We start from the raw sequence: 24,414 nt of genomic DNA on the forward strand, positions 1-24,414 counted from the left end.
TTTATTCATTGAGTTATAAACTTAATTTCGATTCAATTCTTTACTAGAAATAAGGTAAGCATGATGAATTATAATGATATATTTCTTCCTGTGAAGAAAAAAATATCTGCTTCTATTTTTTGGGCTTCTATCGCTCAAGTGTTAAAATTAAGCATATGGCTAAATTTAATATGGGTATTATATGAGTTAATGTCAGTAGATAAAAACTTTCCTTTTTTATCTATAACCTCCTTACTTGTAATTAGCATTATTTTTTATACATTAAGAATATATGCACATGATAAATCCCATTATGCAGCATTTGAGCTGGAAGAGATATTACGTACCAAACTAGTCAATAAAATTAACCAACTACCTATAGAAACAGTGAGAAATATAGGAGGGGGAAATCTAGTTAAAGTTCTCATCGATGATATTAAAGAGTTACATGCATTTGTTGCTGACGCGCCACCATTAAAAGCGGAAGCTTTTATTACACCGATATTTACATTAATAGTTTTGTTTATTTTTAATTGGTTTTTTGCCTGTATTGTTCTTGTTACGACATTAGTAACTTTTTTCTTATTATCTTTTATTATGAAAAAAGGAAAGCTAATGAAGGAGAACTATAATAATGCAACGGTTCAAATTAATAGCAGGATTATTGAGTATATTCAAGGCATGAGTGCCGTTAGAACTTTTGATGCAGGTGAAGGTTCATTTATTCAATATCAAAAAGCATTGGAAAATTATTGTCGCGTTATTTTTGACTGGTTACAATCCATGCGCTTATCCGCAAAAATAGCTAGAAGTTTATTTTCTGCCATGCCTATCAGCCTTATTCTTGTTATTGGGTTAACAATTGCACAGTATAATGAACAAGTTTCATTTATCACTAGCTTTTGCTTTCTTCTTCTTGCCGTTGGTATCGCGGAAAGTATTCATCCTATCATGGGGCTATTTCAAATTATTCAAAAATCTAAAGCTTCAATAGAGCGTATCTTTGAAGTTGAAAATCTACCTATATTATCTATTCCGTTAGATCCTAAAGTTCCAGAAAATAATGAAATTATACTTAAACAGGTTGGATTTTCTTATGAAGAAACAGATAAAACACTTTCGGATATTAATTTAAGGATCCCTGAGAAATCTTTTACTGTTCTTATTGGTGCTTCTGGCTCAGGTAAAACCACTTTAGTCAATATGATACCTAGATTTTTTGATGCCACTGAAGGTGAGGTTTTATTGGGAGGGGTTAATATAAAAGATATTCATTATCAGGAATTAATGTCTCGAATTTCATTTGTGTTTCAAGATAATTTTTTATTTTCATGCTCGATTGCCGATAATATTCGTTATGGCTTACATGATATATCTGATGAAGACGTGATTGAAGCAGCCAAAAAAGCTGAAATTCATGATTTTATAATGAGGCTACCTGAGAAATATGACACGCTAGTTGGGGAACGAGGCCAGCTATTATCCGGAGGGCAGAAGCAGAGAATTACCATTGCAAGAACCTTCTTACAGGATAGGCCAATCATCATTTTAGATGAGCCAACGGCATTTTCAGACGCAAGAAACGAATTTTTGTTATTGAAGGCGTTTTCAAGGTTAATTGAATTAAATAAAACCGTCATTATGGTGACTCATCGACTATCAACAGTGACCGATGCAGACCAAATTATTTTTTTAGAGAAAGGAACGATAAAAGCTCAAGGTAAACATAATGAGTTAATAGAGCATTGTGCTGATTATCAGGCTTTATGGGATGAATATAAAAAAGCAAAAAATTGGTCAATTCCTACAGATCATGGAGTAAACAATGAAAAACTATATTAATAAAAGTACAAGAGAGACAAAATCATTGTTTAAAACATATGTAGGATTACTCAATGCCGCGGGGAAACAGAAAAAAATATTTATTCAAAGCTTAGTGTATACCACGATATCATCATGTCTTTTTGGCATTTCTTTAGTTTTATTATATCCCTTGTTTGAAGCAATAGATGCAAAGGATAGCGTATCCGTTAGTATTCACTTATCACTGGTCATTATACTATTGGTGGCTAGTTTTACGTTTAAGATGCTGTCAGAACGTTATGACGCGGATGGATACTCAACACTTGCAGTGACTGAGTTAAGAGAAAAGTTAGGTGATAAACTAAGGCATATCTCAATCGAATATCTTAACCAGTTTAGGTCTGGTGAGATTAATTATGTTTTGATGCAAAGCGTAAATGAGGCTGCGGTATATACCTTTATGCTACTGAATATCATAATCACTGGTGTTGTCATTCCTTTATCAGCAGCGATAGCTCTGTTGTTTTATAGTTGGCAGCTATCCTTGATTATGTTTTTAGTGTTTCCTATGGCAATCCCATTATATTTATGGCGTAGAAAAGCGTATCGCAGAGGCTTTAGTATTTTAGCTGAAGCCAATTCTAAATTAAAAGGTGAAGCTGTAGAGTTTATTCAAGGGCTAGAAGTCTTAAAATCGACGGGACAACATGAGGAAAAATTAAATCAATTTATTAAAGTTGCAAAAGATGTCGCAAATATTTTACGTATTGGTACAAAAAAAGGAGAAAAACCTAATTTAATCATTACAATAGCGATTCAAACAGGATTAATATTGATTATATCTGTCGGTGCTTATCTCGTTAATGTTGGTCATATTTCCTATTTACTTCTTGCTTGTGTGTTATTAGTGATTGCTAGGTCTACTGATGTTTTGAATTTCTTTGTACAAATGTCATCAATGCTAGAATCACTTGTTATAGGTTATGAAAAGTTACGAGAGCTACTGAATGCACCTTCATTACCAGAGAAAATATCACCTGTAATGCCAAGTCGTTATGATATCGAATTTGATAAGGTTGATTTTTCATACAAAGGTCTTGATAGAAATGTTCTTGAAAATATTTCTTTTCGTATTCCAGAGAACGGTCTGACCGCGCTTGTTGGCGCAAGTGGGTGCGGAAAAACAACCATTACCAAACTTATTTTACGATTTGCTGATGTAACATCTGGTAGTATTAAAATTGGTGGCATTGATATTCGTGATTTATCTCAAAAACAACTGATGAGTTTAGTTTCAGTTGTGTTTCAAGACGTTTATCTGTTTCAAGATACTATAATGAATAATATTCGAATGGCCAAAATATCAGCCACAGATGAAGAAATCATCGAAGTTTGTAAGCAAGCTAATTGTCATGATTTTATTCAAAAATTTAAACATGGGTATCATACGCAATTAACGGATTTTGGTAAAAGTCTATCGGGTGGTGAAAGGCAACGTATTTCTATTGCTCGTGCTATCTTAAAAAATGCGCCTATCCTTATTTTAGATGAGCCTACAGCTGCTCTTGATACTCAAAATGAAATTGCCGTACAGAACGTTATTAATCGCTTAGTGCAAGGGAAAACCGTATTAGTGATTGCACATCGTATTTCAACTATTGTTGCTGCTAATCAAATTTTGGTAATAGATGATGGTCAGGTTGCTGAGCAAGGAACTCATAGTGAGTTATTACAATTAAAAAGAATTTATTCCGAGTTTTGGAGTTTACAACAAATTTAATCTATTTCTTTCCATTATATTGAATAAATTATTTAGATAACTAAATCGATTATTTAATTCATTTTTAAATGTTAGCTATATCTCTATGAGGTATTTATGCAAAAGAAAATGCTACCTTTGTCATTTGTTTGTTTGTTAATAACTGTTTTTTTAGATCAAATTGGTTTATTTCTAATATATCCTATTATTCCCTCTCTACTAGAATCTGTTACTCATGATTCTGTCATTGACAATGCTATTATCGGTGGGTGGTTATTAGCTACTTTTGGTATTATGCAATTTATTTTTGCCCCGATCATGGGAGCGATATCTGATAAGTTTGGGCGTAAGCCTGTGCTAATTGTATGTTTTGTTGTTTTTACTCTAGATTATTTTTTATATGCCATTAGTCATAATCTTTATTTATTATTTGTAGCGAGGATCATTGCTGGTATTGCAGGCTCTTCTATTATCGTTTCATTAGCCAGTGTTGCTGATATGAGTGATGAAAGAAGTAAAATGCAAAATTATGGTTTTCTTTTTGGTATCATGAGCCTAGGAATAGTTGTAGGGCCAGCAATAGCATCGATCGCCGTTCAATATGGTGTAAGAGTGCCTTTTTTTGTTGCCTGTATACTTAGTTTTATTGGCTTATTATGTGTAATCTTTTTATTTAAAGAAACGTTACCTATAGAAAAACGAAGGGCATTTAAACTCCATAATCCGTTCTCGTCAATTATCTACTTTTTTAAGTATAAAGGATTAGTTTATTTATTTATTGCAAATATTGTTTTTATGTTTGCTGTACAGTTCCCAACAACATTATGGCCATTTTTTACGAAATATCGTTTTGAATGGGATGATGTGAAAATTGCTACGTCCTTTGTGATTATTGGATTAGGCGGATTATTTGCACAAACGGTATTACTCAAAATAGTCAGAGTTTTTCTAAGCGATCAAAAAATTCCGTTATTAGGTTTTTTATTATTTATTATAGGGCTAATCAGTATTGCATTCTCAACGAGTGTAGTCGCTTTGTATATCGCTATCATTCTCTATAGTTTTTCTAGCATAAGTAACTCTTCCATTGTAAGTCTCTTTTCTTCGCAAGTTTCTGATTCGGAGCAAGGACAGCTAATGGGGGCTTTATCGTCTATCAGTAGTTTTTGGGCTGTATTGGGACCGCTTTGTGCAACGAATATGTATTATTATTCAGCGAATCTTTCTTTACCTAGTAGTGATGGTTATCCTTTTGTTTTTTCAGCTATATTGGTTTTGATTTGTATTCTTCCTCTTTCTATAGGGCTAAAAAATGCTTATTCAATGAATCATTCATTACAACAGGATGAGGATGTTCATCAATGAATAATAACAATATAAAAGAGGTTCCTGCAAAATTCTGGGCTTTATTTTTTAGTCTATATTCAACCCAATATATTGGTATTAGCTTTTTATCCATAGTGCTTATTTTGATATTACGTGAGAATGGGGCTTCATTAGATAAATTAAGTCTTATTCCGCTGATGTCATTACCCATTGCATTTAAAGCTTTGTGGGCTCCATTTATAGATAAGCATCTAAAAACAAACACGGGCCATTATCGTAATTGGCTGTTAGTTGCACAATTTTTAATGATTTCTTGCTTATTTATTATTTCTTTTGTTGATCCTTTGCATGAATTTTCATTGATTTTATTGGTTATTTTTATCTTTTCATTTATGACAGCAACGCAAGACCTTGCTTTATCAGGGCTGATTTGTAATATTTTTGATGCAAAGGACCGCTATCTCATTTCAAGCGTCAAAAGTGGCGGATCTATGTTTGGAAATATTATTGGTGGGGGAGTGGTTTTATTATTATATCCTTATATCGACTGGAATGGATGCATGTTATTTCTTTCAGTGATACTCGCTATCACTTGGCTTCAAGTATGGTTTTTTAATGAATATCAATATGAAAGAAAGAAAAATATAAATGAAAGAGTTGATAAAGATTATTGGAAAAGCTTATTTACCATTTGGAAAGGAAAAAAACGATGGTTAGCTTTTTTAATTATCTTACCATTTGGAATTTTACCTTCATATAATTTAATGTCACCTGCTCTCATTGATAGTGGTTGGTCTTTACCTGAAATTGCAATTTTATTGAAGCTTTTTGGTTCTATCATTAGCCTAATCGCCATTTTCTTGAGTTCTAAGATAGTAAAAAAATTAACAAGGCGCAGAAGCTTAGTGTATTCGACGGGGCTTCATTCATGTTGTCTACTTTCGTTTATTCCTATCTCGATGGGATATAACAGTCCTATGTTAGTTTACTCGGCATTTTTTCTCTATTATTTAAGCTTACCCTTTGTTTTTATTTCCATATCCACCATTATTATGGATAACGTTGCTGATGCTTTAGCTCCAGCGACAGCCTATAATGCGCAAGCAGCCATAGGATTTATTTTTGGTTTTATTGTGGTTTCATTAAGTTTTTATCTATCTCAAACATGGGGATATTCTATTGTCACTATTGGTTCTATCTTAATTGCCTTTTTGGCAACCCTATTAGCAACTAAAGCTGTTAAGTGATTATTTTAATAATCTATAACACGTAATAAAACACAACGAATTTGGTGCGTAAAAATGACTGAAAATTTTTCGATTAAATCTTTATTTGAACCTAGTGATTATAATATTAATCAGGCATTAGATTATTGTATTAGTGATTTTCTAGCTCAAAGTGACGAAGTGGGTTGTTTTAATAAACAAGAGATTGATAATTTTTTTTCGACTTTAAAAATTCCAGAAAACACAGCAAATATGGATGATTATATCAAAGATATTAAAGAAATTATCATTCCTATGTGCTCCCATTTAGCTAATCCAAGTTATTTAGGGCATATGACAAGCCCATTACCTTGGTTTATTCCCCAGATAGGTAGGCTTATTCAATCATTAAATCAAAATATGGTTAAGATGGAAACGAGTCGGGGGCTAACACTATTAGAGCGTCAATTACTTAGGTTGCTTCACCAAGAAATTTTTCATTTTAATGATGATTTTTATTTTGATGTAAACAAGGATTTTAGTAAAACGACAGGTATTTTTACTAGTGGTGGCACTATGGCGAATTTAACCGCTATGTGGGGAGCTGTCAGCCAAGTAAAACAGAGTGGGGTCAATAAAATTGCAGTAATAGGCTCAGAATTAATGCATTATTCTTTCGATAAAGCCTCATCACTTTTAGGTGTTGAGCTCTATCGCATACCCGTAGATCACCAAAATCAAATTGTGGTTACTGAATTAGAGCAACAAATTAAAAAATGCCGCGCTGAGGGAATGACTATCGCTGCATTAGTTGCAATCGCCGGTACGACGGATTTTGGCTCGATAGACCCATTACATCAAATTGCTGAATTGGGGAGAAAATATCATATTCATGTTCATGTAGATGCTGCATGGGCTGGCGCATTTATTTTAAGTAAACAACATGTGTCTTTATTATCCGGTATTGAGAGAGCGGATTCAGTCACTATTGATGGACATAAGCAGATGTTTATGCCGATTGGAACAGGAATGCTATTTTTTAAGGATCCTCAATTTTCTCAAAATATCGTACATACCGCGCCCTATGCTGTTCGTCGCACGTCTCTTGATCAAGGAAGGTTTACTTTAGAAGGCACACGTCCTGCAAATATGCTTTATCTTCATGCTTGCCTGCATTTAATTGGTAAAAATGGATATGATGAAATTTTTAGTGTGGCTTTAAATAATATTAAAATTTTAGCTAAGCATATACAGGAAAATCCATGCTTTGAATTATTGAATGATCCTAAAATTAATATATTGAGTTATAGATATATACCGAGGATTTTCAGAAATAAAGTGATGACACCAGAAGATAACATAATAATAAATCATTTTAATTATCAGTTACAAAAAGAGCAGCGGAATAAAGGAACAAGTTTTGTTTCTAGAAGTATTAGGAAATTTTCACAGCATGATAATCAAGAGCTTGTTTTCTTAAGTGTCGTTATTCTTAATCCTAATGTTAATGAAGAACATATGGTTTATATGCTTGAAGATCAAATTGAGATAGCAAAACAATTAGAGTCTTATCTTATGGCAGCAAGCTAATTACTATGAGTGTTATCTTGAAAAGATATGATAAGTCAACGTTAATTTTATGTCTAATGGAGCATGCTTTCTTGTTATGAAAGGAAATACGGTAACAATAAACTCAATCAGAATATTCATTGATAATAATAAAATGAGTGTGTTTCAGTGGAAGGTGATTATTATCTGTTTTTTTATCGTGATGTTAGATGGATTTGATATTTCTATAGTCGCTTATTTAGCCCCAGTGCTAAAAAAAGAAATGGGCCTTTCCTCTAATGATCTTTCTTATTTATTTGTTTCTGGTGTTTTGGGACTGATGCTGGGAAGTATGATTTTCGGGCCTATAGCGGACAAATGTGGAAGAAAAAAAATACTGATTATTTCAACTTTTTTATATGGATTTGGGGCTATTCTATGTGGATTATCAAGTGATTTTTATTGGCTTGTCTTTTTTCGATTAATGACAGGAATTGGTCTTGGCGCAGCAATGCCGATATGTATTACGCTATGTTCCGAATACTCGCCAAAGCGATACCGTATGCTACTCTGCACGTTAAGTTGGAGTGGTTTTACTGTTGGTATCGCCAGTGGAGGGGTCATGACTAACTGGATACTACAGTACTTTAGTTGGCATTGGTTGTTCTATTTAGGAGGAATATTACCATTACTCTCTATTCCTATTATTGCTTTAGTGTTACCTGAATCATTTGAGTATCTGGTAAAGAAAAAATCACAAAAAGCAAATGCACAACTTAAAAGTATTATATCTAATATAAATAAGAATATTAGTTTATTGAAATTATATAATACTGACTCAGATACTGAACTTTTTAGTAATCCTCAAACAATATCGATCATTTTGGGACGGAAATTAGCCGTTTTAACTGTCTTTTTATGGATTGCATTTTTCTTCTCTCTCTTGGTTTTTTATTTATTAACCTATTGGTTACCTGTTATTTTTAATGAAGTCTATGATTATAACCAAGTTAATTACATGACTTCTATGCTACCTCTTGGCGGTACTTTAGGCGCTTTGTTGCTTGCTGTTTGGATTGACTATAAAAAGGAGGCTTTTCTTATCCTTGGATTATCTTATTTTACCGCAATGATTTTATTATTAGTCATTGCTGATTTTACCCTTCAATATTATGGATTACTGCTAATTATTTTCTTTATTGGCTTTACAATAGCAGGCGCACAAAACGGGTTAAATTTAATTTCCGCAACAGTATATCCTGCATATGCTAGAGCAACAGGGGTGAGTTGGGCAATGGCAAGTGGTCGCTTAGGCTCAATTGTTGGGTCTTACTCTGGTGCTTGGTTAATGACCGATGCCAAGATCCCAATATTATTTTATTATCTTTCAATTGGCGCTTTTTTATGTTCATTAGCGCTTATTATGATCTTTTTAATAAGAAAAAGACGTTATTTATTGGCTACATAATAGGGGGTATTTATTTGTATGGTTCATCGATGAATGACTATGTTGAATTTATTACGGGGCAACATTTAATTATTGTGAACAGGCAGAATCGCTTAAGTAATGTGGCGCTGTTTCTGTAAAGCTGGCCATTAATTCTCTAAGTGTATAATGGGCTTTTAGCTACTATGCACAGAAATAGCGCGTTAAACTCACCTTTTTTCATGATGTTTAAGCGCCTAATGTTGCCCCGCCATCAATGACAATATCTTGTAATGTTATATGATTAGCTTGCTCCGATGCTAAAAATAAAATAGCGCTGGCAATATCATTAGGCTGAGCAATTTTCCCTAATGGAATACCAAGCTTAAATTGTTCCGGTAGGCCGTGTATTAATCGTTGATACCCTTCAGTATCGTTTAGCATGCTTTCTAGCATAGGGGTTTTTGTGGAGCCAGGGGAAACAAGGTTTGAACGTACATTAAACGGCGCTAATTCTAGTCCTACACTGAGACACAGGCTACGCATTGCCGCTTTAGATGCACAATAAATAGACATGTTCACTCGAGGTACATGGGCAGCATTTGAAACAACGGAAACAATATTACCACGACACTGGCGTTTAAAATGGGGAATAAGAAGATGAAACAAATTAAATGCCGCCCCCACATTGACATTAAACGTATGTTCCCAGTCATGGCGCGTGAAGGTTTCAGTCGGGCCAAATCGTAACGTTCCGGCACAATTGACCAATATGTCTAACCCTACCTTTTCTAATAATGCGGAGCAGGTGAGCTGGACTGCGTCTGCATTGCTGATATCTAGCGTAATAGTTTCGAATGGCATTATTGCTGGAAATGATATATCAAAACCGATAACTTTTGCTCCTGATTCATGAAACTGCCGAGCGGTTTCGGCACCAATACCACTACCTGCACCTGTGACCCAAACGGTCTTGCCATTAAAAAGAATCATTTTGTTTTCCTTTAATATTCAGAGAGATTCATGACTATTTTCAGCATGAAAGTGTTTAACTCATCAGCCGATTTTGTTGTTTTTGTGAGTTATTGTCGCTAATCGTTCATGCTTTACTGCTGGTCTACTGGATGACCGCAAAGCTCAGATAAGGCTTGCTTTGTATTGAGTACTCGGCCAGAGCGACCGGCGGTATAACGTAAAGCCATCATATGTTCTTCACGGCTAAAGTCCGCTAGTGCATCCCCAATCATAAAAGCCTGAATATCACGCATAAAAGCGTCAGTCGCTGTAATAAGGCAGCCAATATGGGCATATACACCACAAATGATTAGCTGATCTCGCTGTTTATTTTGTAATCGTTCTTCTAAATCAGAGCGTTGGAAGGCACTATAGCGCCATTTGGTGAGCAGGGTATCTTCCTGTGTAGGTGATAATTCAGTGACGATCTTTTGCTGTTCTGGATGGCGAGTCAATCCAGGACCCCACATATCATTTAGTAGAGCACGGTCAATATCACTTTGTTGATTAGGCTGAGCCGTGTAAAAAACGGGGATCTCTAATTGATGGCAACGTTCACGCAATAACCGAATATGCTCAATTAAGGTATGAATAGTCGGACTATCTTTTGCCCAAAAGTTGAGAAAGTACATCTGCATATCATGGATCAGTAAAGCTGCACGTTGTGGTTCAAGTTGCCATGCTACTTTATTGATGGGTAATTCATGTGGTTCAGGCAGTAGATAGTTGTCTATTTTAGGAATACTCATGGTTGTTGGCTCTCATGTTAAGTGGGGCTAGCTTGGAATGGACAAGGACTCGGCAGAAGTTTCTAAGCAGTATTTTCTGTGAGGGAGTACGTTTACATGTAATCATGATAAGTATGTCTGACGCATAGGATTCAACATGGCTGATAGTTCAGAGCACTGAGCATAGTGCCGAGTTTATTGCTGGTTTCACACCATTCATTTTCTGGCTGTGAATCGGGCACAATTCCTGCACCTGCAAATAATTCAATTCGGTATGTGCTAACTTTTCCACAGCGAATAACGACGACCCATTCACCATTACCTTCAGCATCACTCCAACCTATAATCCCTCCAAACCATTGACGATCAAAAGGCTCCAATTGAGTTATCAAATCACGAGCAATCATCGAGGGAGTGCCACATAATGCAGGAGTTGGATGTAGTAAGCATGCTAGAGAAATGGCACTTTCATTTTTATCTTTAACCAGTCCCTCGATTTCTGTGGCGAGATGCCACAGCTTTGGTGTGCTGATTAAAGAGGGGACAGGGATCGTAAGGTCTTGGCAATGTGCGGATAATTGGTGATGAATCGCTTTGGTCACTAACTCATGTTCGTAGCGATCTTTGGATGAAGTAAGTAACGTTTCTTTAGCTAAATTATCGCTAGCGCTGTTTTCACCTCGTTTAGCTGTACCAGCTAATGGGCATGACCAAAGTTTATCCCCTTGTTTACGTAGTAGTAATTCGGGACTGGCCCCCACCAGAGTACAGTCTGAAAGTGGCAGATAAAAATTGTAGCTGGATGGGTTTTGCTTATGGAGCTGGCACCAGATGCTGAGTGCATTGAGTGGCTTGATACTTTCAATATTGAGTAAACGTGAGAGTACGACTTTATCTAGTGTATCACCATGAAGTGCGCAAAGAGCCTTTTTCACCATTGAACAAAAGTCATTATGATCTAAATATTGGTGAAGTTGGCCCATAACGTTAACCGGAGTATTGGGCAGCGCTAGCGTATGTCTATCGAACCATTGGTATGATTGAGGAATATATAATGCACTGGCGTGCCGTTTATCGAATGGAATGACGCCAGCGATAATAGGGTTTTTTATACCCGCCCGAGTTGCCTGTATAAGCAATTGATCTATTTGCCGTTGGAATTCGCTATTGTGACGATGCCCTTGTTCCGCAGGTAGCGTGAGATTGGCAAATATTCCTTTTGCGAGCAAACTCTTATGAGGAGAAGTAAAAATGAAATCCTCTTTTTTTATGGTAAGCGGTATATGAGAATACGACCGGCACATCACACTAGACACATTTAGCCTCCTGCTACTCCATGTTTTTATTGAAAATATTGGTTTATTGTTTTGTTGATAAAACAATTAGCGTAAAAGTATTTATCTCTTCAGCTATCTAGTTTTGTCGACATACCATTAGAGTTCTATTGATTAGCTCACTAGGCTATTGCTATAGAAATAAACATATTTTCCATTAAAGGATGGAATTTGTGTTGTCTGTAATTCAGTAAAGCTATGTTAAATTTCTATCATATTATTGCAAATGGTAATAATTATCAATATTATTCGCATTCTATATTTAATGAGGAGGGATGATAACATTAGGGCAATAAATGTTAATTTTTACAGTTAGTTATGTGGATTAGGTGTCGCCTGCATTTGCACAAGCTAGAGAAGCTAAGTAAAAAATATGACTCAGGCCTGAGTGCCAATATTGAGCTATTAAAGTTAGTGATATTTGAAATTTTTGTTTTTATCTAGGTTTGATAACGTATTCTTAATGAGTATTAAAGTGGGGGAAGGGGAAGAGTTATTTTAAATGAGCGGAGAGTTTGCTTTTTTGGAGGGCTTCTTAAGCGTTACAGTGAGCGCTACGGCTGGATTCCTGTGTTCAGCAGGATCGTTACCTTCAGCTAATCGCTTTCTGGCATCATCACGTTTAACGCGAATGTCAGCAAGAGAAATATCAGGAGAGTTATTTTTTCTTCAACTGTGAAACGGTATTTTATATGTCAGTAATGAGCCGCATTAGGTTTGATGAGAAGATAAAGCTCATACGCATCAAAGAACTTGTACTCTTTGCCTTTTGCTTGGTAGTCAGTATCTACTGGGTGTCATTATGGGGAAGTCTAAATGATTTTGAACAAGATAAACTAAAAAATTCATCAACAGGCACTGACTTTAGTGTTGAATTTGCTGAAGTACAATAGGTGATAGTATAAAGTAACTGAGTGAATATAAAGGAGTTTACTTGACTTGAGGAGACCACTGTAGAAGAGAAAGTGGTGCCCGGACTCGGAATCGAACCAAGGACACGGGGATTTTCAATCCCCTAGTTAAAAAGCTTGATGTAATTCACTAATGTAATTATTTTTTTTGACTTCTCACCCAGAGTATGCTGAGTGAGAAAATGACCAGAATTGTTCCAATTATATCAACAAAAGGCGGAGCCGGAAAGTCAACCAAAGCCAGCAATATTGCGGGTTTTTGTGCTGATGCAGGGTTAAAAACCCTGTTGATCGACGGCGATCATTCCCAGCCGACAGCCAGCAGTCTGTTTAAACTTGAATATGAAGCACCAAACGGCTTGTTTGAGTTGTTAATGCAACTGACCGATCTTTCCCGGCCGGATACCATCATATCACGCTCCGTTATCCCTAATCTGGATATCATCATTTCTAACGATCCGCATGATCGTCTCCCTGCGGCTATATTGCATGCACCTGACGGCAGAATGCGTCTGCGTAATATTCTGCAACATCCGTTATTCGCTTCTTACGATGTTATTATCATTGATTCAAAAGGCGCGGCTTCGGTGATGCTGGAAACCATTTTGTTAGCTGCCACCGATTATGCTGTCGGGATAATCAAACCTATTTTGCCGGATACGCGTGAATTTTTACGGGGAACACTGGGATTAATCGGCGGGCTGGTGCCGCTGACGGCTTACGGAATTCCCCTGCCGGCAATACGTATTCTTGCTAATTGTGTTGAAGATACGGTGTTAGATCGTGCAACACTGACTGAATTAACTCAGATTATTGACCAAAAAGCGTACCCCTTTGCGGAGTCGATTTCTCTTTCGTTACTGAAAACCGCTGTTCCCAAACTGGAAATATTTAAAAATGGTCATGCACAGGGACAACCGGTGCATCGTCTGGAATACCGGACTCAGCGTAAAACACCGGCAGCCGCAGTCATTATGCATCATCTTGTTTCAGAGCTGTTTCCGGAATGGAAAACCCGTTTTGATGATGTGCTGAAACGGGAGGTGCGTCCATGAATATCAAGGTATTCTCCTGTTTTTTCCCGTTCAGTCTAACCGTGGACTGGCAGCAGATACTGCCAGCCCGATCAGAATTAATGTATTTCCCGGAAAGGATCGTCAAGAGAGTCCGGGCGTTTTTCGACTCTGCGCAAAAAGTCTTTTGCCCCTCTACGAGCTTTGAATGTGCCCCACTCTTCAGTCAGCGCCAGATGTATCTGTTCTGTTGTCATGCCTGCCACCTGAGCTGCCGGCAGGTTATCGCGAAGAATAAGATAGCTGTGAATAGCATTCAGGGGAGTGATATCGGGATTCAGCATTTTCCAGCCATACATTTCAGCCAGCCAGTCACCCAGCCATTGCAGGCGGAACAGACTCTGGCGGGAATTGCTTTCTTCAGTCATTTTCATGGTCATACTCCGGAAGGTTTTGACATACAAGTCAAAACGGGCTTCGCCCGTATCGGTGTTGTTGTCAAAAATGCCAATGTAATCAATGTCGGACGGCAGTTGATAGTTTGTATTCATAAATGTTCCTTTAGGTGTGTTATGGATAAAAATAGGCTGCCTGTACGTTCAGACCGGGGTCGCCAAACTTACCGGTCCGAAAATAGTCGGGCAGTCACAGGGAGCTTATCTCTGACGACTGTTCGTCCGACACCAACAATTCATATTCCAAAAAAAATAATTTATTTACACGGTGGGAACAGGGCATTTCGGATTAACGGAGGGCTTTTCAATGCATAAAAAGTCTTCTTCTGCTGTATTACCTGAAACTCTGTACTCACCGGAGGCGGAGCAGAGCGTGCTGGGCGGGCTGATGCTGGATAATGACCGCTGGGATGAAGTGGCGCCGTTATTACAGGCGGAGGATTTTTGTTCCAGAGCGCATCAGGAAATCTGGAAGAAAATGGCCGCCCTGTGTCAGATAAACAGCCCGATAGATTTAATCACCCTCAGTGATGTACTGGAAAAAGACGGCGTGCTTGAGCGGGTGGGGGGCTTTGCTTATCTGGCGGAATTATCCAAAAACACCCCCAGTGCGGCCAATATTGTCCGCTATGCGGAGATTGTCGTGGATCGCAGCCGTGCCCGTGGTCTGATGATGCTCGGGAATCTGCTGGCCACCCAGAGTGTGGCGGCTCAGGCAAATATACCGGCGTTATGTGAGCAGGCTGAACAGCGGCTGTTTCAGCTGTCAGAAAAAGGGCTGCCCGCTTATTCCCCGTCGTTGCTCGATATTTTAAATAATGTTGTTCAGCATCTGGAGGAGGCATTAAGTGCAAAAGGGATAACCGGTACGCCAACGGGGTTCAGTGAGCTGGATGAAAAAACCTGTGGTTTGCAGGCAGGCGATTTGGTGTTACTGGGCGCACGGCCATCGATGGGGAAAACGGCACTGGCGCTGACCGTTGCACAGAATGCCCTGCGTCTGGCAGAAAAACCGGTCTTTTTTTTCAGTCTGGAAATGCCGGCGGAACAAATCATGCAGCGCTTACTCAGTGATTTGGGCAATGTCTCACTGACGGCTATCCGCAGTGCGTCTCTGGAAGAAAATGACTGGGAGTGTCTTGGTGGTGCCATGTCACAGATTGCCGAATGGGGGGAGCGTCTGGTGATTGATGATACCAGTAATATGACACCTTCCCTGTTACGTGCCCGGGCACGGCGTTACCGCCGTAAAGTGGGTACGCCGGGACTGATTATTGTGGATTACCTTCAACTGATGCGCAGTCCTGAACAGGAAAACCGGACGCAGGAAATCAGTGAAATTTCCCGTAGTCTGAAAGCACTGGCGAAAGAACTCGGGTGTCCGGTGGTGGCCCTTTCCCAGCTAAACCGGCAACTGGAGCAACGTGCAGATAAGCGCCCGACAAACGGGGATTTACGGGATTCCGGCTCGCTGGAACAGGATGCGGATTTGATTTTATTTTTGTACCGCGATGAGGTGTATCACGAACACTCACCGGACAAAGGTGTGGCAGAAATTATCATCGGTAAGCAACGACAGGGACCGCTGGGGACGGTGAAAGTGCAGTTTAACGGGATGTATACCCGGTTCAGTGATTTTCCTCAGGGATATTATTTTTAAGGGAGAGGCGAAGAATGAAAACAGATTTACAGCATAAACTCAGTCAGGCGCTTCTCAGAGGAAATCCTGTCAGTTCCCCGTTATCCGATAATGCCCACGTCAATCCGGTGTCTGAAATGCCGATGATATTAACACTTGAGCAACTTCAGCCAAATCCGGATAACCCACGTCAGGGCAGAAACCCGCGTTATGAGGAAATCAAGAGTTCCATTCGGGCACGCGGACTGGACAGTGTCCCTAAAGTCACCAAAGCACCGGGGAGTGAGTTTTATATCTTCAGTGACGGCGGAAATACGCGCTATCAGATCCTCTCTGAGTTGTGGCAGGAGACACAGGATGAGCGTTTCTTCCGCCTTCATGTGTTATTTAAACCCTGGCCGGGGCGTTTGCAGTGTTTGATTGGCCATCTGGCGGAGAATGAAGTCAGAGGGGAGTTAACGTTTCTGGAAAAAGCACAAGGGATTTGTGTGGCGCGTTCTCTGTATGAGGAAACGCTGGGGAAAAAATTATCACTCCGGGCATTCGCTCAGCGCATGACGGCGGACGGATTACCTGTCAGCATTTCACACATCAGTAAGATGGAAGATACTGTTTCTGTTTTATTACCTTATATGCCCCGTTTACTGGAAAACGGGCTGGGAAGACCCCAAATTGAGCAATTATTGTCCGTGCGTTCGACATTAAAACGGGTAGCGGATTCGTTTCTTTTTCAGTATGACGGGCCGGATCCAGCCTGTGATTTTCTGGGATGTTTTGAAAGGACATGCACAGAAATAGATAACCATGATGTTTTTGATTATGACGTGTTTCTGGATGAACTGATTGGCCGGCTACTGAGGGAGTGTTCTGTTGCCGGTGTGGATTATGAACGTTGGGTATTTGAATTGAAGGTCAATAAAGGCAGACGCAGCACAAAGCCGGAATTGCCTGCGCCGGTGGAGAGTGAGGGTGATACAACAACCGCGCATTCAGAAACCGTACCTACCGGTATGACCTCCGGTTTTTCGGCAGAGGATTTGTTAACGGAGCCCCTATCTTCTGGTTCAGGTCAGGAGGCTTCAGTATCTCCTGTCGTTGAAAAGAAAAAATCCCGTCCGGTTGTGGAGATCCAGACGGATTTATACGGCGGGGCACCTGTGCTGAGCGGGGATACCGACGAGGCGGATATTGAGCCTGTCGATGGCGGAAGTCTGTTTGTCACGAATAACCCGGAGCATGTCACACCGGTGGAGGCGCCCGTCTCCGGTCATGCGGTGACGGCACTGACGTGTCAGGATCTCTGGCCGGTGGCATCACATCTGGATGATATTGAACATCTTCAGACGCAAATTTACCGTACTTTGTTTGAATTAGGGAATGAGCTGGATTTATCTTCCGCCTTTATGGCGGCTTCCGGGGTGCATTCTCCGGGATTTATTACGTTGTCAGCACATTCGGTGCTGGGGCGTGTGATGACGGTTTTCTCAGAACCTGATGAGTCCCATGATGATATTCCGGATGCCCTCAGAGCCCTGCTGACGGGGGGATATCAGCCCGGTATGTCGCCGGTATTGAATGATACCCAGTTTATGACATGGATGAAACTGATGTACTTGTTGCGTTGTTTGTATGCCAAACAAAGAGATGTTGATCCGGATGTGAATGATGAAGAGGAATGGGAATAAAAGCACCGCCTTATCGCCGGAGGCGCTGGCGTGTTATCTGCCCCTGAACCGGGGGCGGGCAAAGACCGGTTATGAGCAGGAAGTGATACAGCGCCTGATGGATATCTGCCGGTTATTCCGGGCCGGGAGCCGGAAATATGAGCATGATAAGGTTTTCCGGTTTTCTGTCCGTCCACCGGAAAATCAGGATGCGGACTGGTGGCGGTTGGTGTTGTTCAGTGCGGAAATTTGCCGTTGCCGTTATGCACTGCGGAAAACCGGGACCGCCGGAGAACCTTATATTGAGGTGTGTTTTACCGGTAAAGGCCGGCAGGCTGAATTGTCTGCGGAATTACTGGGATTTATATGGTCCCGGTATTATCAGAGCCGGCGCCGGGCGTGGCGAAAATATATGCGCACCATGAGACAAAAAGCAGGGGCAGAAGTATTGCTTTCAAATAAAGCCCGTGAGTTATGGCACCGGAATTACGTGTTACAGTGGATACTTACACTCTGGCAGGCTTTCAATAATACAGGAGGCTGTAATGGCGACTCAATTAGCACAGGCAGGGAATCATCTGCTGACAGAACTGGTGATGGAAATAAAAAGCGGAAATCTGCGGCGTTGTGAGGCGCTGGGACTGACGGACAATGAGATCCGGTTACTGAACAGTTTAACCATTGAAGATCTGCATTATCTTTCTCAAAGTCCGGTCTCCATTATTACCTGCCAGATCCACCGGGAGAATTTACGGTTATTACTGACCCGGGCAAAAGAAGTTCACCGTCAAAATCAGATGATTGAACGCTGTCTGAGACTGGGGGCATCCATCGATTTGCTGAATCAGTATTTTGGCATGACGTCACTGGAGGTGTCAGCCCGTCGGCGTTTGTCCGGGATCCGGGGAAATGCTGGCCGTTCACAGCGGCTGTCAGATGTGCAGCAAACGGAATTATGGTATCGCTGGAAAGAGGAGGGCATGCCGGAGCCGGATGATCCGGATTGTCTTCAGATCATGGTGTCCTGTGCCGAAAAAATGAATGTCTCTCTGACCACGGTATGGAATTCGGTTCAGGAATGGCACCGGGACGGCATACTGAATTCAGCTGACAGGGGGAAATATCATGCCGGATAACAGGAATATCAGTCATCATCAATCCGCCCGGATATTTCCGGAATGTGTCACGCCTGTTCCGGAGCATATTCAGCGGAAGGCAAACGGGTTATTGCTACGTTATTTTTCGGGAGAACGACTTTGTAAAAAAGTGAAATGCGGTGGAAAAAAGGGCGGTGTTTACCCGGTATTGAAAATTGATATTGGTGCATTCTGGCGTCTGCTCAGTATGGACCAGGGGCAAAGCTGGAAGCTGATGAGCCATGAACGTTATAACAAGATGATTAGCCGGTAAGGGCAGAATATTCAACATCATGATCCTCAGTATATTGAGACTGCCTCTTTACGGTGCGGTATTTTCACCGGAGGAGGCAGCTATAAGTGTATTCAGGCATGAAATTATTTTTGTGTGGGGCATAAGATGCAATTTCCTCCGGACAGTATTATTCAGTTTTCATTAGAAAAAATGCGGCAGCAACTGCATCACCGGCAACACAGCCAGCCCGGCACGGCACTGCGCAGTGGATTGATTTACGCCGGCAATGTTCATGATGCAATCCCCCGGCAATTATTGCTGGAATCCCGACTTTCCCCGGTTGATAAACTGACCTGGATGATGATCCGCCTTCATGCTCAGCAAAATGAGGGGGCCGTATTTCCGACCTATGATGACTTACAACTCCAGTTAGCCACACCCCACAGCGATAAAGCCTCGCGGGAAACGGTCAGCAGGGCACTGTTAATGCTGAGGCTGACGGGCTGGCTCAGTTTATGCCATCGGGTCAGGGATAAACGGGGGCGTATCAGAGGAAATATCTATATGTTACATGATGAGCCGGTGAATGCATTTGATGCAGAGACATTAGATCCACGCTGGATGGATGTACTGGAAAAAAGTTGTTATCACAAAAATAAGAGTGTGCGGTGCGTGGCCCGCGCTGCGCTGACTGCCCTGAAAACCGAGCCGTCAATGCGACATCAGCATACCAGAATGCAACTCATTGAGCAGCGGCTTGAAAGTCTTCAGACACCGGAAGCGCTGGCAGACAGGCAACGCCGGATACTCAATGGGCAGACGGCACAACTTCATCCGGGTAAACATAAAAAAAATCGAGCCCAGTGTAAAACACCGGATTTGAAAATCGAACTCAGGGAAAAAAATGATGAAAAAAAACCGGGTACGAAAATCGAACTGAGTACACAAACCCAGTCTGATTCAGGGGTACGAAAATCGAACTGTTACGTACGTAATACTTTTACACAGAGTGTAAAAAATACGTACGTAGATCAGGGAGAGCAATATTTATCGGGTACTCAGGTGCAGGGGCTGCATCAGTGGATTGATGAGAATGATCGGCAGATGCTGGAAAAACAGTTACAGGCGTTGCCGGAAGAAGCCGCAATATCGATTGTGCAGCAACTGACACAGGGGGTGAGGACAGGAAGTGTACGTAATCCGGTGGGGTATGCCTTGCAGCTATTAAAGGCAGCCCGTGAAGGGCGATATCACTCCGTTTCCCCAGCAGAAACGGGGATGAAAAGTGCGTCTTTACAGAAAATGTCAGGTACTCCGGATGTATCACAGCACACGCAAACCAAACCGGAGAGAACGGAGAGAAGTAAGGCGTCTCAGGGGGGGATGGGTGCCCCTGATATTGCACGTCAGTACCTTCAGCGTTTTCGCCGTACGCTCATAGGGATATCCAATGAGCAATGAAGGCGTATTCAATAAATCACCCGTGTTTCCACTGGAAACAGTGCTCAAAACTTAACCGGTGTTTCCACTGGAAACAGTGCTCAAAACTTAACCGGTGTTTCCACTGGAAACAGTGTTTAAAAATTGGGTTTTTCTTATCCGGGTAGGAAGGTCCGGAACGCGATATTTCGCTTTCCGTAACGAAATCTGCATCATCGAGAGTAAAGAATTTAACAAGCTATGGAGCAGTCTGGTTAACGATATGGGCATAGAGATATTTTCGTACATATAATTTCACTCTGATATTTACTTTAAACTGATCTTATTGTTTTTTGCCCACTTTCTTAATCTTCCATTAGCGTTGGCGTAAGGCGAAGATGTGTTAAATGAGATCATTCTCCCCATCGTCCATTTTGTGTACCATAGTCTTCCATACAAAATATCATCGGTACGCTCATCAATAAGTTTCACAACTTCATTTTTTACAGCCTGAAGTTCAGCTACTAACAATTCATCATACGTATGACCTTAACGACCTAACCCAATGATTTATTTGTGTTATTAAGCAGCTTATATACGCCACTTATTTGGTCTCGTTTAACATTTTGCCGTTGGCAATGTTGCGCTAAAAATGCCAGCGCGTTATTCATGGCTTTTGCTAAATCCGTACCACGACTCATGGCTATATCAAAGCAAAATGGTATCCACCACATATGGGCAGTTTTTGCTCCGGTAAAAAGCGACAACACCCGGTTATACTTCTTTTGTGCCGCGTTGATTAGCCAGCGTTTTAAGGTTGCTGCCAGCAAGCTACCCCAAATTAATGTCTCAACGATTGTGGCATGACCTGTATCGAATTTATTTAAATTATTCATCGACTTCCACTCTTTGAATAATAATTCTATTTGCCAGCGAACACGATAAAAATCACCCACAACAGCTGGAGGAAACTGCTCACGGTCAAGGTTAGTGCAGACCAATACATGACGTTTTTTGTGATCTAATGCTGCAAATGCAACGCAACGATAAACCGGGCCATTCGGCCACTGCACATCTAAATCCAATACACCTGCATTGGGTAATTCTTTTAACCATGTTTTCAGCGGCTTCATCTGCTGAGTCTTAGTACAAACCGCCATTGGATTAACACGGTTACACATCCGCATAATAAAATACGCGCAGGCTTCTTGAAGCTGTTGTATATAAGCTTTTGAAAAATAACCTGCATCTGCCATAAATAAGCAGCCTGATAAAGAGGCGGGTGAAGGCAAATAGTCCCGCTCGGGTGCCGTGTCCTCAGTCAGACTAACACCGTCAGGTTGCCCCTTAAACACGTCATAAGTGACATGTAACTCAACCGCTGCCGGACTATTTTCATTAAAACGTCCTGGAAAATAGAACATTAAGTCGTCATGTACAGCGAAACTGGTGCCATCTTGTAAAATAATGCGCTTGAACATGTCCTGATATTTATTCCTGATAGCAAACATATCAGGGAGATGCAGAGCCAGCGCCTTTTCAAACACTTCACGCATAAATTCAGGAGCAGCCATTTTAACCAACTGTTTATGAAAGGGTTTAAGCTTTATGTCCGTTGAGTGCATATGGTTAAATTGCCGGTGCACATCGGCAATCGAATTCGTTGTTCCTGCACCCAGCGCACTGACCAGCGCCATGCAAAACTTCTGTGGCGTCACCTGCCGCCGCCGCTTCATAAAGCCTGATTGCTTGCCAAGCGCATCAAGCTCTGCTGCTGAAAAAAATCGTTCAAAAGCGCTCGAAAATCGGGTATCTTGTTGTTGCTTCATTCGTTTTTCCTGCAAAGGTGATCTTTTTTTTCTGGTAAATCAATTAGATCACGAATGAAGCACCTCTTCAACTCCTAAAGATCATACCTATGAACAATTCATAACTTAACTCACTGTAATCTGAGTAAAATTTTTGAGCAAGAAGACTAAGTTGATTCCATTTATAGCCAGTTTCCGGAAAATCGACAGGCAGACCTTTAGCATCAAAAGTGATCCACTTTACAACAAGAGCATTCCATCCAAGCAGATATGAAACAAGGTCATGAACACTTATCTTCGTTCCTTTGGCGTGTCCATCCATTGAGTTATCTGAAGTCATTTCTGGCGGGATTGCGTTGAGGTAACTAATTAATTTACTAAAACTTTTATCAATAGCTAAAAGCAGCTCAGCTTTTGTTTGTGGCACACTCATGAAGAATTTCCTCTTATTTAAAATAAGACACCATAAATGCATTGTATGGTGTTTATAAATCAATTAGGTACTGTACTACTCCCCTTACAACAGAGGAAGACCCTTAACTATTTACTGATGTTTCCGGTGGAAACAATGCTCAAAGGTTAACCTGCATTTCAGTAGGATGACGAGTAACGCTACGTTTTTATAATAAATTATTTTTTTCAATTTGAATTTATCGTTGGCATAGGGGGTTGACATTTGTACGGTATGTCAATTTCTCAAAGCAAGGGTATTGTTATGGAACAAAATAAACATTCTCAACAGTTACTTCAGGCTGGCCCTTTAAAGTCAACATTAACACTGAAACTCCATACCAGTTATGCAATCCGGCTATGGGAAGGGCGGGTTGTACCCAACTCTCAGAATGACGGTGACGAAAAAAAGCGTAAATGGATGATCCCCAGTCTTCCGATGTTTATTTCCCGGGCGGGTCATATTACTGATGATGCAAAGAAGGGATACTTATATGCAGAAATGTGGCTGTATCAGCTTGAGCAGGCACTGGAGCAAGGGACTCGGACTATTCAGAAATTACTTTCAGAGGTTGAACAACAATTAGTTCAGTTACCTGCGGTTGCGGTTATTTCGGATATCTCATCAACATCTCCTGTTGACCTGGCGATATTCAGTAAATCTCCTGTTGGTTATAAATGTGTCTGGTTACTCGTCGGGGTTGATCAACTTGCTTTGCGTGTATTGCAGGGAGAGCATTATGGTTTTATTTCCCGTCAGCAACGTGACAAGGTCCTTAAATTAGCGGGCTATCAGGTTCGTCATGTGACAGGGATGGCCGTAAACTACCGGAAATATGAGCTCACCCGTCATAACCTTGATTTAAACAGTGAAACTTATCAACAGGCTTCCCGTTATTTAGGTGAAATTGATCCGGATATCATTTCAGGAAGAAAACGTGCGTCATTTTTACCGTCTTTAAAAAAATAACGAATGTTATTTATATTGGGTTAATTATTTAATAATAAGGAGCTGCAATGAAAAAAAGCGGATTGCTTACCTTATGCTTTTCTTTATGGCTTTTGACCGGATGCTCTGCACAGGAAATCGCAGAATGGAATCAGAAAATCAGTGACCTGGGGCATCAGGTCAGTCATACCATGAATGGTGGTATGCAGAAACGGGAACAACGGGAGTATGACGTGGTTATCCCTGTTGATATTGATACAGCCGCAGCCCGTCTGCGCCGTTATTATGGTTTTGAGGATGTGAATGCCAAAATCCGTGCTCTGTGTCAGTCAGGTAAAGAAAGTGATCAATGGGCCGCCACGGCTATTGCAGAAGAAAGCCGGGGCTGGGAATGGGAAGTGACGCCGGGAAGTTATTATAAAATGGGGGCGGATATGGGAAAACGTAACCCGCCGGCACATATCGTCATCGAACTGGAAAAAAATGGTTCGGGAACACACATGTATATCACTTACAGCGCTTCGTACAGTGATACCCTGACTCCGGAGTTTGTTCAGGAAATATTTAAAACCGCGAATGACGTTGCAGCCGGAAAAAGGAGGTAGAACAGGGT

The 24,414-nt window shown here is 40.6% G+C and carries 20 protein-coding genes and 3 pseudogenes; 15 read left to right on the top strand and 8 right to left on the bottom strand.

From position 1 onward, the window contains the following. The first annotated feature begins 63 nt into the window (after positions 1-63). From M1F03_RS04220 to M1F03_RS04245, 6 genes are all read left to right on the top strand, one after another. A complete protein-coding gene (locus M1F03_RS04220) occupies positions 64-1,821 on the top strand; it encodes an ABC transporter ATP-binding protein (protein WP_272657616.1) in 1,758 nt (585 codons plus the stop codon). Beyond that, positions 1,805-3,562: an ABC transporter ATP-binding protein gene (locus tag M1F03_RS04225; protein WP_251465177.1), complete on the top strand. Its 1,758-nt coding sequence runs from the start codon at positions 1,805-1,807 to the stop codon at positions 3,560-3,562. Before M1F03_RS04220 ends, M1F03_RS04225 begins: the two co-directional genes overlap by 17 nt. A 96-nt stretch (positions 3,563-3,658) precedes the next feature. Continuing rightward, positions 3,659-4,906 carry an MFS transporter gene (locus tag M1F03_RS04230; RefSeq protein ID WP_251465179.1) on the top strand — a complete coding sequence of 416 codons (1,248 nt, stop codon included), beginning with the start codon at positions 3,659-3,661 and terminating at the stop codon, positions 4,904-4,906. Then, positions 4,903-6,114 (top strand): MFS transporter, encoded by a 1,212-nt coding sequence (locus M1F03_RS04235; RefSeq protein ID WP_251465181.1) that lies wholly within the window; start codon positions 4,903-4,905, stop codon positions 6,112-6,114. Before M1F03_RS04230 ends, M1F03_RS04235 begins: the two co-directional genes overlap by 4 nt. Positions 6,115-6,168: 54 nt before the next feature. Further along, on the top strand, positions 6,169-7,662 hold the full coding sequence (locus M1F03_RS04240; protein WP_318840088.1) for an aminotransferase class V-fold PLP-dependent enzyme: 1,494 nt from the start codon (positions 6,169-6,171) through the stop codon (positions 7,660-7,662). A gap of 76 nt (positions 7,663-7,738) precedes the next feature. After that, positions 7,739-9,088 (top strand): MFS transporter, encoded by a 1,350-nt coding sequence (locus M1F03_RS04245; protein ID WP_251465185.1) that lies wholly within the window; start codon positions 7,739-7,741, stop codon positions 9,086-9,088. Positions 9,089-9,295: 207 nt separating this feature from the next. On the opposite strand, the gene dhbA is transcribed toward M1F03_RS04245, so the two are convergent. The 4 genes and pseudogenes from dhbA to M1F03_RS20005 all read right to left on the bottom strand — a co-directional run bounded on the left by dhbA (position 9,296) and on the right by M1F03_RS20005 (position 12,770). Then, positions 9,296-10,039, bottom strand: coding sequence for a 2,3-dihydro-2,3-dihydroxybenzoate dehydrogenase (dhbA, locus tag M1F03_RS04250; RefSeq protein WP_154624071.1), 744 nt, complete (start codon positions 10,037-10,039; stop codon positions 9,296-9,298). 149 nt (positions 10,040-10,188) lie between these two features. After that, positions 10,189-10,809, bottom strand: a pseudogene (locus tag M1F03_RS04255) (isochorismatase family protein); the annotation flags it as partial. Between the two features lie 131 nt (positions 10,810-10,940). Continuing rightward, a complete protein-coding gene (locus M1F03_RS04260; RefSeq protein ID WP_251465186.1) occupies positions 10,941-12,104 on the bottom strand; it encodes an isochorismate synthase in 1,164 nt (387 codons plus the stop codon). A 516-nt stretch (positions 12,105-12,620) separates the two neighbouring features. Further along, complete coding sequence (locus tag M1F03_RS20005; protein ID WP_369120997.1) at positions 12,621-12,770, bottom strand: hypothetical protein; 150 nt, start codon at positions 12,768-12,770, stop codon at positions 12,621-12,623. A 44-nt stretch (positions 12,771-12,814) separates the two neighbouring features. Between M1F03_RS20005 and M1F03_RS04265 the strand changes: the two genes are divergently transcribed. Together M1F03_RS04265 and M1F03_RS04270 are read left to right on the top strand one after the other, a co-directional pair. Continuing rightward, positions 12,815-13,015 carry a hypothetical protein gene (locus M1F03_RS04265; RefSeq protein ID WP_251465188.1) on the top strand — a complete coding sequence of 67 codons (201 nt, stop codon included), beginning with the start codon at positions 12,815-12,817 and terminating at the stop codon, positions 13,013-13,015. A 200-nt stretch (positions 13,016-13,215) separates the two neighbouring features. Next, positions 13,216-14,088 carry a ParA family protein gene (locus tag M1F03_RS04270; protein WP_000196965.1) on the top strand — a complete coding sequence of 291 codons (873 nt, stop codon included), beginning with the start codon at positions 13,216-13,218 and terminating at the stop codon, positions 14,086-14,088. A gap of 77 nt (positions 14,089-14,165) precedes the next feature. On the opposite strand, the gene M1F03_RS04275 is transcribed toward M1F03_RS04270, so the two are convergent. Next, positions 14,166-14,597: a hypothetical protein gene (locus M1F03_RS04275; protein ID WP_001095747.1), complete on the bottom strand. Its 432-nt coding sequence runs from the start codon at positions 14,595-14,597 to the stop codon at positions 14,166-14,168. A gap of 211 nt (positions 14,598-14,808) precedes the next feature. Between M1F03_RS04275 and dnaB-PI the strand changes: the two genes are divergently transcribed. The 5 genes from dnaB-PI (at position 14,809) to M1F03_RS04300 (ending at position 20,636) form a co-directional block, all read left to right on the top strand. Beyond that, positions 14,809-16,161: an SPI-7-type island replicative DNA helicase gene (dnaB-PI, locus tag M1F03_RS04280; RefSeq protein ID WP_000549132.1), complete on the top strand. Its 1,353-nt coding sequence runs from the start codon at positions 14,809-14,811 to the stop codon at positions 16,159-16,161. Between the two features lie 14 nt (positions 16,162-16,175). Continuing rightward, entirely contained in the window at positions 16,176-17,825 is a 1,650-nt protein-coding gene (locus M1F03_RS04285; RefSeq protein ID WP_000845359.1) for a ParB family protein, read from the top strand. A 524-nt stretch (positions 17,826-18,349) separates the two neighbouring features. Then, positions 18,350-18,940, top strand: a complete 591-nt coding sequence (locus M1F03_RS04290; protein ID WP_000235333.1) for a DUF2857 domain-containing protein — start codon at positions 18,350-18,352, stop codon at positions 18,938-18,940. Beyond that, entirely contained in the window at positions 18,930-19,214 is a 285-nt protein-coding gene (locus tag M1F03_RS04295) for a hypothetical protein (protein ID WP_004239737.1), read from the top strand. The genes M1F03_RS04290 and M1F03_RS04295 overlap by 11 nt, the downstream gene beginning before the upstream one ends. Before the next feature lie 276 nt (positions 19,215-19,490). Beyond that, positions 19,491-20,636, top strand: a complete 1,146-nt coding sequence (locus M1F03_RS04300) for an STY4528 family pathogenicity island replication protein (RefSeq protein WP_231130418.1) — start codon at positions 19,491-19,493, stop codon at positions 20,634-20,636. A gap of 285 nt (positions 20,637-20,921) precedes the next feature. Here the strand turns inward: M1F03_RS04300 and M1F03_RS04305 are convergent. From M1F03_RS04305 to M1F03_RS04315, 3 genes and pseudogenes are all read right to left on the bottom strand, one after another. Then, positions 20,922-21,128 (bottom strand): annotated as a pseudogene (locus M1F03_RS04305) (ClbS/DfsB family four-helix bundle protein); the annotation flags it as partial. A gap of 23 nt (positions 21,129-21,151) precedes the next feature. Then, positions 21,152-22,423: an IS4-like element ISPa13 family transposase gene (locus tag M1F03_RS04310; protein ID WP_000813355.1), complete on the bottom strand. Its 1,272-nt coding sequence runs from the start codon at positions 22,421-22,423 to the stop codon at positions 21,152-21,154. An 88-nt stretch (positions 22,424-22,511) separates the two neighbouring features. Next, a pseudogene (locus M1F03_RS04315) lies at positions 22,512-22,835 on the bottom strand (ClbS/DfsB family four-helix bundle protein); the annotation flags it as partial. Positions 22,836-23,117: 282 nt separating this feature from the next. Here M1F03_RS04315 and M1F03_RS04320 point away from each other — a divergent pair. Then, on the top strand, positions 23,118-23,822 hold the full coding sequence (locus M1F03_RS04320; RefSeq protein ID WP_000437242.1) for a PFL_4669 family integrating conjugative element protein: 705 nt from the start codon (positions 23,118-23,120) through the stop codon (positions 23,820-23,822). A gap of 47 nt (positions 23,823-23,869) precedes the next feature. Continuing rightward, positions 23,870-24,406, top strand: a complete 537-nt coding sequence (locus M1F03_RS04325; protein WP_004239735.1) for a hypothetical protein — start codon at positions 23,870-23,872, stop codon at positions 24,404-24,406. The last annotated feature ends 8 nt before the right edge of the window (positions 24,407-24,414 follow it).

This window comes from Providencia sp. PROV080, from assembly GCF_033688105.1.
In the GTDB taxonomy this organism is placed as follows: Bacteria; Pseudomonadota; Gammaproteobacteria; order Enterobacterales; family Enterobacteriaceae; genus Providencia; species Providencia zhejiangensis.